This window comes from Malaciobacter mytili LMG 24559 (assembly GCF_003346775.1).
In the GTDB taxonomy this organism is placed as follows: Bacteria; Campylobacterota; Campylobacteria; order Campylobacterales; family Arcobacteraceae; genus Malaciobacter; species Malaciobacter mytili.
In genome coordinates, this window is the sequence record NZ_CP031219.1 from 2,577,912 (window position 1) to 2,588,020 (window position 10,109).

At 30.9% G+C, this 10,109-nt stretch carries 7 protein-coding genes; all 7 read right to left on the bottom strand.

Translation table 11 applies throughout. The features are described from left to right. Positions 1-46: 46 nt before the first annotated feature. The gene (locus AMYT_RS12575; protein ID WP_114842870.1) at positions 47-1,096 is read right to left on the bottom strand and encodes a type II asparaginase; all 1,050 of its coding nucleotides are present in this window, start codon (positions 1,094-1,096) and stop codon (positions 47-49) included. Between the two features lie 65 nt (positions 1,097-1,161). Further along, positions 1,162-2,463 carry an anaerobic C4-dicarboxylate transporter gene (locus tag AMYT_RS12580; RefSeq protein WP_114842871.1) on the bottom strand — a complete coding sequence of 434 codons (1,302 nt, stop codon included), beginning with the start codon at positions 2,461-2,463 and terminating at the stop codon, positions 1,162-1,164. A 41-nt stretch (positions 2,464-2,504) separates the two neighbouring features. After that, complete coding sequence (aspA, locus tag AMYT_RS12585; RefSeq protein ID WP_191287699.1) at positions 2,505-3,896, bottom strand: aspartate ammonia-lyase; 1,392 nt, start codon at positions 3,894-3,896, stop codon at positions 2,505-2,507. A 511-nt stretch (positions 3,897-4,407) separates the two neighbouring features. Further along, the gene (locus tag AMYT_RS12590; RefSeq protein WP_114842873.1) at positions 4,408-5,124 is read right to left on the bottom strand and encodes a fumarate reductase iron-sulfur subunit; all 717 of its coding nucleotides are present in this window, start codon (positions 5,122-5,124) and stop codon (positions 4,408-4,410) included. Further along, the gene (locus tag AMYT_RS12595; RefSeq protein ID WP_114842874.1) at positions 5,124-7,106 is read right to left on the bottom strand and encodes a fumarate reductase flavoprotein subunit; all 1,983 of its coding nucleotides are present in this window, start codon (positions 7,104-7,106) and stop codon (positions 5,124-5,126) included. The genes AMYT_RS12590 and AMYT_RS12595 overlap by 1 nt, the downstream gene beginning before the upstream one ends. A 9-nt stretch (positions 7,107-7,115) precedes the next feature. Next, entirely contained in the window at positions 7,116-7,886 is a 771-nt protein-coding gene (locus AMYT_RS12600; RefSeq protein ID WP_114842875.1) for a fumarate reductase cytochrome b subunit, read from the bottom strand. Between the two features lie 253 nt (positions 7,887-8,139). Continuing rightward, positions 8,140-10,053, bottom strand: a complete 1,914-nt coding sequence (gene tkt / locus AMYT_RS12605; protein WP_407657360.1) for a transketolase — start codon at positions 10,051-10,053, stop codon at positions 8,140-8,142. Positions 10,054-10,109: the final 56 nt, after the last annotated feature.

Consider the following 10,109-nt stretch of genomic DNA (forward strand, 5'->3'; position numbering starts at 1 on the left):
TCTCTATTAATTAAGATGAAAAGAGAAACTCTCTTTTCACCACTTCTTAATATTTAAAAAACATATCTTGTAATGCTTTTTTGTCTTGAGTTTTTGTAAGACCTAACATTAAAAGAACTCTTGCTTTTTGTGCATTTAAATTATCTGTAGCAATAAATCCATATTTTTCATCATCAACTTCACCATGTAAGTTTGTTCTACCACTTCCTACTCTTGAAGTTCTAGCAACAACTATACCTTTTTTAACAGCTTCACCTAAAGCCTCTTGTGTAGTTGGATAAGGATTTCCATTACCCATACCTGCGTGAATAATACCTTTTGCACCAGCTTTTACAGCTGCATTAACAAAAATTTCACTATCATTTGCATGAGCATATAAAATTTCTACTTTTGGTAATGAGTTAATTTTTTCAATATCAAATTCAGATTGATATGTATGTTTTCTAATTGGTGTCATATAAAAATGAACATCTCCATAATAAACTGTACCAATTTTTCCTGTATTTGGAGACACAAATGCATTAACAGCTGAAGTATTATATTTTGTAACTTCTCTTGCACTATGAATTTCATCATTCATTACAACTAAAACACCTTTTTCATTACTTTCTTTATTAATAGCAACACTTACAGCATTATAAATATTCATTGGTCCATCAGCACTCATTGAAGAACCAGATCTCATAGCACCTACAAAAACAATAGGTTTTTTACTTTTAACAGTTAAATCAAGAAAATAAGAAGTTGCTTCCATTGTATCTGTACCATGTGTAATAACAACTCCATCAACATCATCTCTTTTTAGTAATTCATTTACTCTTTTAGCTAATTTTAACCAAACCTCATTATTCATCTCTTGAGAACCAATATTTGAGATTTGCTCACCTTTAATATTTGCCATTTCATTAATTGAAGGAACTGCTGAAAGTAATTTATCAACTGTTACTGCACCTGCTGAATAAGCACTTTTTACTGATGATTCACCTGAACCTGCAATTGTTCCACCTGTAGCTAAAATCGCGATATTTGGTTTTGCTAAAAGCATTGATGCTCCTACTAATGATAACGCCGCAACTCTTTTTAATAATTTAGTCATCGTATTTCCTTTTTATTTTTTTGTATGAGATATGCAAGGAAAATTTCCTTGCATAGATTCTTTTATTAAAGTAACATTCCACCAACAATAAATCCAAATACAACACTTAAGGCAATTGCTATAATACCTGGTATCATAAATGGGTGATTAAATACTAATTTACCAATTCTTGTAGAACCTGTATCATCCATCTCAACAGCTGCTAACAGTGTTGGATAAGTAGGTAATACAAATAAAGCACTTACTGCTGCAAATGATGCAATCGCAGTAACAGGATCAACTCCAAGTGCAAGCGCTGCTGGCATTAAAGCTTTAGTAGTTGCACCTTGAGAATAAAGTAACATACTTGCAAAGAATAATGTTACAGCTAACATCCAAGGATAATCATTTAATAAATCACTAGCAATTGTTTTAATTCCATCAATATGAGCTTCAACAAATGTAGTTCCTAACCAAGCAACCCCAAGTACACAAATACAAGCACTCATACCTGATTTAAATGTTGAAGCACTAATGATTTTTCCTGTATCAATTTTACATAATAGAGTAATTAATGTTGCACAAGCTAACATAAATACCATAATCGCTTCATTTCTAGGTAACGCTGGATCAACAATAATCCCAACTTTTTTACTAATTAAAGTTGCATATGTAACAACAGCGAAGATAGTTACACAAAAGATTGCAACTGAAAGTTTTGCACCTTTTTTAATCTCAATATTAGATTCACCTCTTAATTTAATAAGACCTTTTTCAAGTCTTTCTTTATAAACAGGATCATCTTTTAAATCTTTACCCATAAAGTTACTAAAAAATGCAGTAATCATACAAGCTGCAAAAGTTGTTGGAATAACAATTGCTAATAACTCTAAGTACCCTACTCCTAATGGCTCTAAAATACCACTAAAGAAAACAACTGCTGCTGAAATTGGTGAAGCAGTAATTGCAATTTGAGATGCAACAACAGCGATACCTAATGGTCTTGAAGGTCTAACACCTTGCTCTTTAGCAACCTCAGCAATAACTGGCAGAGTTGAATATGCTGTATGCCCTGTTCCTGCAAGTAATGTCATAAAATATGTAACAGCAGGAGCTAAATATGTAATATGTTTAGGATTTTTTCTTAGAATATCCTCCGCAATTTTAACCATATAATCTAATCCACCTGCAATTTGCATAGCTGCAATAGCTGCAATAACAGACATAATGATTAGAATAACATCGATTGGAATACTTCCTGGTTTAAGTCCAAAAAATAGACATAAAACAAGAACACCTAATCCACCAGCATACCCTATTCCAATACCACCAAGTCTTGCTCCCAAGAAAATGGCGGCTAATACTACTACAATCTCTAAACCTAACATAGCATCCTCCTTAATTTTTAATTACTACTTATTTAATAAAACTATCTAACCCTTGGTTTAATCATATTTTCTGGTTTGATAATATCGTCTAATTCTTCTTTACTTAAAAGCTCTCTTTCTAAAACAATGTCATATACTGATCTATGTGTATCTAAAGCTTCTTTTGCAACAGAAGTTGAGTTTTCATATCCAATATATGGGTTTAATGCAGTTACAAGCCCAATACTATGTAATACTAATTCTTTACATCTATCTTCATTTGCAGTGATTCCATCAACACATTTAGAAGCTAAAGTTTCAAAAGCATTTTTCATCATATTAATTGAGTTAAATAAATTAAATGCAATTACTGGTTCAAATACATTAAGTTGTAATTGTCCACCTTCACTTGCAAGTGTAATTGTTACATCTGTTCCAATTACTTGGAATGCAACTTGATTTACAACTTCAGGAATAACTGGATTTACTTTACCTGGCATAATTGAAGAACCTGGTTGCATTGCTGGTAAGTTAATTTCATTAATTCCAGTTCTAGGTCCACTACTTAATAATCTTAAGTCATTACAAATTTTTGAAATTTTTGTTGCAACTCTTTTTAATACTCCAGAAATTTGTACATAAGCACCAGTATCTTGTGTAGCTTCAACTAAGTCTTTAGCTGTAACAAATGGTCTTCCTGTTACTTCTTGTAATTTTAATTCTACTTCATGAGCATAATCTGGATGAGAGTTAATCCCTGTACCAATTGCAGTTGCTCCTAAGTTCATCTCTCTTACTAATTGTTGTGCTTCTAATAATCTTTGAATATCTTCATCAATCATTGTTACATATGTATGGAACTCTTGTCCTAAAGTCATAGGTACAGCATCTTGAAGTTGAGTTCTACCCATTTTAATTACATCTTTAAATTCATCAGCTTTTTTTGCAAATGATTTTCTTAAAATTTTCATTGAATCAATTAATTCAAAGATTTTTTCATAAAGTGCAATTCTAAATGCAGTTGGATATGCATCATTTGTTGATTGAGATTTATTTACATCATTATTTGGGTGAACAATTTTATACTCACCTTTTTGATGTCCAAGTATTTCTAAAGCTTTATTTGCAATTACTTCATTTGCATTCATATTAATAGAAGTACCTGCTCCACCTTGAATCATATCAACAATAAATTGTTCATGAAGTTCACCACCAATAATTTCATCGCAAGCTTCACAAATTGCATTTTTTTTGTTTTCTGCTAATAAACCTAATTTATGGTTTGCTAAAGCACAAGCTTTTTTAACTTTTGCTAAAGACACAATAAATGTAGGGAATTGTGATAATGTAATTCCAGTTATATTAAAGTTTTCTTTTGCCCTTGCAGTTTGTACTCCATAGTACACGTCATTAGAGATCTCTTTATCACCTAAAAGATCATGCTCCATTCTCATTGTCATAATAAATCCTTTAAATAAAATTATTAAAAAAACAATCCTTAATTTTAATTTAAATTAAGAGTTTAATTTTTTACTTAAAGGAATTCTATACCTGTAAAGTGAACTAAAAGTGACTTTTTGAACGATTATTCACTTTTTGAATATTATTTATAATATTTTGTAATTTTTTGTGATTTTATTTTTAAATATGGATTTTATAGGTTTTTTTTAAGTTATTTTGCAGTGACTGTTTTCTACTATTTTATAGTATGCTTTTCTTCGTTAATGAGCGTTATTTAAACTTACCAGTCACACTTTAAAAACATTAGTCGACTATTGTCAAGGATGAGAGAGAACCCTGTGACTGGTAATTTACTATCTTCGTTTTTTCGTAAATTATTTATAAAGGTAGATTTTTTGGAGAAGTAGGCTCACAGTCAAAGAGTTTTACCTCCAAAAAATCACGTTTTAACTTCTGTAAAAAGCCCTGATGGGAAAAGGACTTTTTATTTTTGGTTGTTTGATACTATTTTACAGTAACTAATTTTCTTCGTAAATATGCAATTTTATTTTGTAAAGGAAGGTGTTTTGGACAAGTATCCTCACAACCAAGAAGAGTCATACATCCAAAAATTCCATTATCATCTCCTACTAATTCATAGTAGTCTTCCATTGTTCTTTCATCATGTGGATCACATTCAAATCTTGCAACTCTATTTAAACCAACAGCTCCAATAAAGTCCTCTTTAATAAGTTTTGTTCCACATCCTGCCACACAACATCCGCACTCAATACATCTATCAAGTTCAAATACTTCATCTGCTACATCTGGATCTACTCTTTCTTCTAAATCAGCAATATCTATTTCTTTATTTGTATGAATCCAGCTTTCAACTCTTTTAGTCATAGCTTCCATCCACTCACCTGTATTTACAGATAAGTCTTTAATTAATTTAAAAGCAGGAAGAGGTAAAAGTATAATTTCACTATCTAAATCTTTTGTTAGTGTTCTACATGCTAATTTTGGTCTTCCATTAATCATCATGGCACAACTACCACAAATACCCGCTCTACATACAAAGTCAAAGCTTAAACCTGCATCCATTGTTTCTCTGATTTGAGTTAAAGCTAAATAAATTGTCATACTATCTGTTTCTGTTAATTTGTACTCTTTAAAATATGGTTTGCTTTCACAATTTTGTGGATCATATCTTAGTACTTTTATTGTTAATTGCCGTGCCATTATTTAACTCCTAATCTTTTATTTTTTCTTTTATACTCTTGTTGTAATGAAAATGGCATTAGTGCATGTTGAACTTCATATCTATCTTTACCACTTGCTTCCATATCTTCTTTTAATTTATCAACTTCAGCTTGTCTAATTGCAGATAATTCATTTTCAATAATCATACCTTTAGCTCCATATCCTCTAAATCCTGGAGGTATTTCCATTGTCATAATATCTAAGTCTTCATACTCAATTGTAGGTAATGTATCTCCTTCTTTCCAAGAAGTAAGAGTTCTTTTTAACCATTTAGCATCATCTCTTTTTGGATAATCTTCTCTTGTATGAGCCCCTCTACTTTCTGTTCGCTCTAATGCACCTTTAGCAACACATAATGCAACTTTTAACATCATAGGCACTCTATATGCTTCTTCAAGTTCAGGGTTTGCTGTTAATTGTTTATTTGTAACTGTAATATTTTTTACTCTTTTTAATAAATCTTCTAATTCATCAACAGCTTTAGTTAGTCCTATTCCATCTCTAAAAATACCTACGTACTCTTGCATAAGTCTTTTCATTCTATTTTTAATTTTGAAAATATCTTCATTACCTTTTAAAGATAATAATTCTTTTATATAGTTTTCTTTTGCACTTACAAATTCTTCAACTGTTTTTGTATCAATATCAATTTCACTATCTAAACAAAAATCTGCAAAATAGTTACCTACAATCATACCTGCTACAACTGTTTCTGATACTGAGTTTCCACCAAGTCTATTAAATCCATGCATATCCCAACATGCAGCTTCACCAGCACTAAATAAACCTTTTAATGTAGGAGATTCACCTGTTGGTTTAGTTCTAATACCACCCATTGAGTAGTGTTGCATTGGATGAACTGGTGCCCAACCTTTTTTACCTTCATCTGCTGGATCAATTCCTGCAAAATATTGACAAATTTCTTGAACATCTCTTAAGTTTTTCTCAATATGTTCTCTTCCTAAAATAGAAATATCTAACCATAAGTGTTTTCCATAAGGAGAATCAACACCTTTACCTTTTCTAATATGCTCCATCATTCTTCTTGAAACAACATCTCTTGAAGCAAGGTCTTTTTTCTCTGGCTCATAATCTGGCATAAATCTGTGTCCATCAACATCTCTTAGAACACCTCCATCACCTCTACATCCTTCTGTTAATAAAATCCCTGATGGGAAAAGTGGTGTTGGGTGAAATTGTACAGCTTCCATATTTCCAAGTTTTGCAATACCTGTTTCAAGTGCAATAGCAGTACCAATACCTTCACAAATAACTGCATTTGTAGTAATTTCATAGATTCTTCCATATCCACCAGTTGCAATTAATGTTCCTTTTGCAACATAAGCGATAATTTCACCTGTAACTAAATCTCTTACAATTGCTCCATAACATCTATTATTTTTATGAATAAGTCCTATTGCTTCTTTTCTATCTTCAATATTTACTTCTCTTTTAATCGCTTCATTTGCAACTGCAAAAAGCATTGTATGTCCAGTTGCATCTGATGTATAACATGTTCTCCATTTTTTAGTTCCACCAAAATCTCTTGAGTTAATTAATCCATGTTTATCATCATCTTCAAAAATTGTTGTTTTTTTAGTATTAATAACTGCTTCATGGTTACCTTTTCTAATTCTAGTCCAAGGCACACCCCAAGCTGCTAGCTCTCTAATAGCTTTTGGCGCAGTTGTAACAAACATTCTTGCAACTTCTTGATCACATCCCCAGTCACTACCTTTTACAGTATCTGCAAAGTGAACATCTTCATTATCACCTTCACTCATTTTTGCATTACCTAAACTAGCTTGCATTCCACCTTGAGCTGCTGCACTATGAGATCTTTTAACTGGTACTAAACTTAATACTGTTGTACTTAAACCTTTATTTGCTGTGGCAACGGCAGCTCTAAGACCTGCTAATCCTCCACCTATTACTAATGAATCACAATATTTAATTTTCATTTTAAACCCTTATTTCTCAATTGTATGTAAGCTAGTTACTTCTGGTTTATATTTTTGACCAGGAGCTATATCATTTTCTAATCCGATTTTAATATATGCTAATAATGTAACTACACCTAAAGTTAAAAATACAAAACTTAAAATCTTTTTCACTTTTAATAGTTTTGCTCTTGTCTCTTTTGGATTTTCACCATCAAACCATCCCCATTTCATAGCAGCTCTGTATAATCCTACTGAACCATGAATTTCAACACAGATTAATAAAACAACATATAATAACCACATATGATTTTCTACTACTCTATATGCAGATGCAAATGGACCAATATTTTGAGGTTGTGTAAACATAATAAATAAGTGAATCATTGCAGCAAACATCATTACTAAACCACTTATCCATTGAAACATCCACATTGATGTATCACTATGTTTCATCATTTTTGAGTGTTCATTTATTTTTAAATAACTCTTATAACTAATTGGAAACTTTCTAACCCCTAAAATTGCGTGAATAATAAAAATTGCACTAATAGCAAAAACTAATACACTAACAATTGCAGGAATTCCACCTTCAAATAAGAATTCTAATTCGAACAATTTTGTTACTTTGTACATTACATCTTTACCAAGTAAAATTGTAGAAACAAATAACATATGTCCCATCATAAATAGTGCTAAAAATACACCAGTCCCTGTTAACCACATATCTAATTTTGCAGGAGTTCTACTCTTTTTACCTTGAGTTGTTACTCCTGTATATGCTTCAATAACATTTTCCATTGATTACCTCCATATAATCTTATAATAACCTTATCTTTTTTATTTAAGTAATTTTATAAAGGTAATATGACCTGAAAGTTATCTTTTCAGTAAATTTAACAATTTTTTTTGCTTTTTATTAAAAAATATATAAGTAGTTATAAGAAAAGTCAAAATATGGCTTTTTAAGGGATTATTTTTGTATAGAAAGTTGTGTATATATATAATATTGTAGGAAAATGTAAAAATAGATGAGAAATCTCATCTATTTTTATTATAAATCATTTTTAATTTTTTCTTTTAAAGATTTAATAGTAAATCCAAATTCTTCAAATAATTTATCAGCTGGACCGCTTGCTCCAAAAGTATCCATACCATAAACCACATCAGCAAATTTATAGTATTCTAAACCTCTTGCTGCTTCAACAGCAAATACTTTTGTATTTTTATTAATTACTTTTTCTATATACTCTTTATCTTGTTCAATAAATAAATCAAAACAAGGAACAGAAACAACATTTGCTAAAATTCCTTCTTCTTCTAAATGACAAGCAGTTTTTAAAGCTAACATAACTTCACTTCCCGAAGCCATAATTGTAATTGTTGCACCTTCTCTTTCTTTAAGTAAATATGCACCATTTGCAACTTCACCAAAAGCTTTTTGAGGTTTTAATACTTCTAAACCTTGTCTTGAACATACAAAGGCACTTGGAGCATTTAATTTTAAAGCTACTTTCCAAGACTCAACATTTTCTGTAGCATCTGCTGGTCTAAATGTATAGAAGTTTGGTAATGCTCTAAATTGAGATAAATGTTCAATTGGTTGATGTGTTGGACCATCTTCACCTACTCCAATAGAGTCGTGTGTCCAAATAAAGTGTTGTGGTATATTTGATAAAGCAGCAATTCTTGCACTTGGTTTTAAATAATCAGAAAATACAAAGAATGTTGCACTATATACTCTAAATAATCCATATAAATTCATAGCATTACAAATTGACGCCATTGCATGTTCTTTAATACCAAAGTGAATATTTCTACCATTTGGAAAATCTTTCATATCTTTTAATTCTGTCTTATTTGAAGGAGCTAAATCAGCACTTCCACCTAAGAAACCTGGAATTGCTTTTGCAATTGCATTTAAGATTTTATGATTAGAATCTCTTGTAGCTATTTTTTCAACTTCAGAGAAATCTGGATATTCAATAGCATCAAAATTTGGATTAGCTAAAGCTTCAATTTTTGCTTTTGTCTCTTCACTTAATGATTCATTCCAAGCATTTTCTGCTTCTGCACCTTTGATTAGTTTATCAAAAGCACCTTTTATATCATAAGGTACAGCAAAAGTTTCATCTGGATCAAACCCAGCTTTAATTTTAGAAGCTCTAATCTCTTCTTCACCTAATGGAGCACCATGAGAATGATGACTTCCTTCCATAGTTGCACTACCTTTAGCAATTGCAGTTTTAGCAATAATTAAAACTGGTTTATCACACTCTTTAGCTTTTGTAATTGCATTATCAATTTGAGTAAAGTTATGTCCATCTATTTCTATTACTTCAAAATTAATTGCATCAAATCTTTTTTTAACATTTTCACTCCAAGCAATAGAAGTATCACCTTCAATTGTAATAGAGTTTGAATCATAAATAATTACTAAGTTATCTAAGTTTAAGTGACCTGCTGTTGCGCAAGCTTCATAAGAAATACCCTCTTGTAAATCTCCATCTCCACATAAACAATAAACTTTATGATTTATTACATTCTTTCCTAAAAGGTTTTGTGCATATTTTGAAGCCATTGAAAAACCAACTGCATTTGCAATACCTTGACCTAAAGGTCCAGTTGTAATTTCAACTCCATGAGTATGTCCATATTCAGGATGACCTGGTGTTTTTGAATGTAATTGTCTAAAATTTTTCATATCAGAAACACTTACATCAAATCCCCATAAATGAAGTAATGAATAAACAAGTCCTGTTGCATGCCCACCAGAGAATACTAATCTATCTCTATTTAACCATTTATCATTTGAAGGGTTGATATTTAAGTGATTACTTAAAACTGTTGCAATATCAGCTAATCCCATTGGTGCACCTGGGTGTCCTGAATTTGCTTTTTGTACCATATCAGCTGCTAAAAATCTAATCGTATTAGCTTGTTTTTGAAGTAGCTCTTTTGACATAATTTTCCTATTTTTTTTGAGTTTATACTTTTAAAGAAGTGTCGATTATATCTAAATTT

What these genes read in the sequence shown, in the direction of transcription:
- AMYT_RS12575 (WP_114842870.1), bottom strand. Translation starts at nt 1,096, where the DNA reads ATGACTAAATTATTAAAAAGAGTTGCGGCGTTATCATTAGTAGGAGCA.
- AMYT_RS12580 (WP_114842871.1), bottom strand. Translation starts at nt 2,463, where the DNA reads ATGTTAGGTTTAGAGATTGTAGTAGTATTAGCCGCCATTTTCTTGGGA.
- aspA (WP_191287699.1), bottom strand. Translation starts at nt 3,896, where the DNA reads ATGAGAATGGAGCATGATCTTTTAGGTGATAAAGAGATCTCTAATGAC.
- AMYT_RS12590 (WP_114842873.1), bottom strand. Translation starts at nt 5,124, where the DNA reads ATGGCACGGCAATTAACAATAAAAGTACTAAGATATGATCCACAAAAT.
- AMYT_RS12595 (WP_114842874.1), bottom strand. Translation starts at nt 7,106, where the DNA reads ATGAAAATTAAATATTGTGATTCATTAGTAATAGGTGGAGGATTAGCA.
- AMYT_RS12600 (WP_114842875.1), bottom strand. Translation starts at nt 7,886, where the DNA reads ATGGAAAATGTTATTGAAGCATATACAGGAGTAACAACTCAAGGTAAA.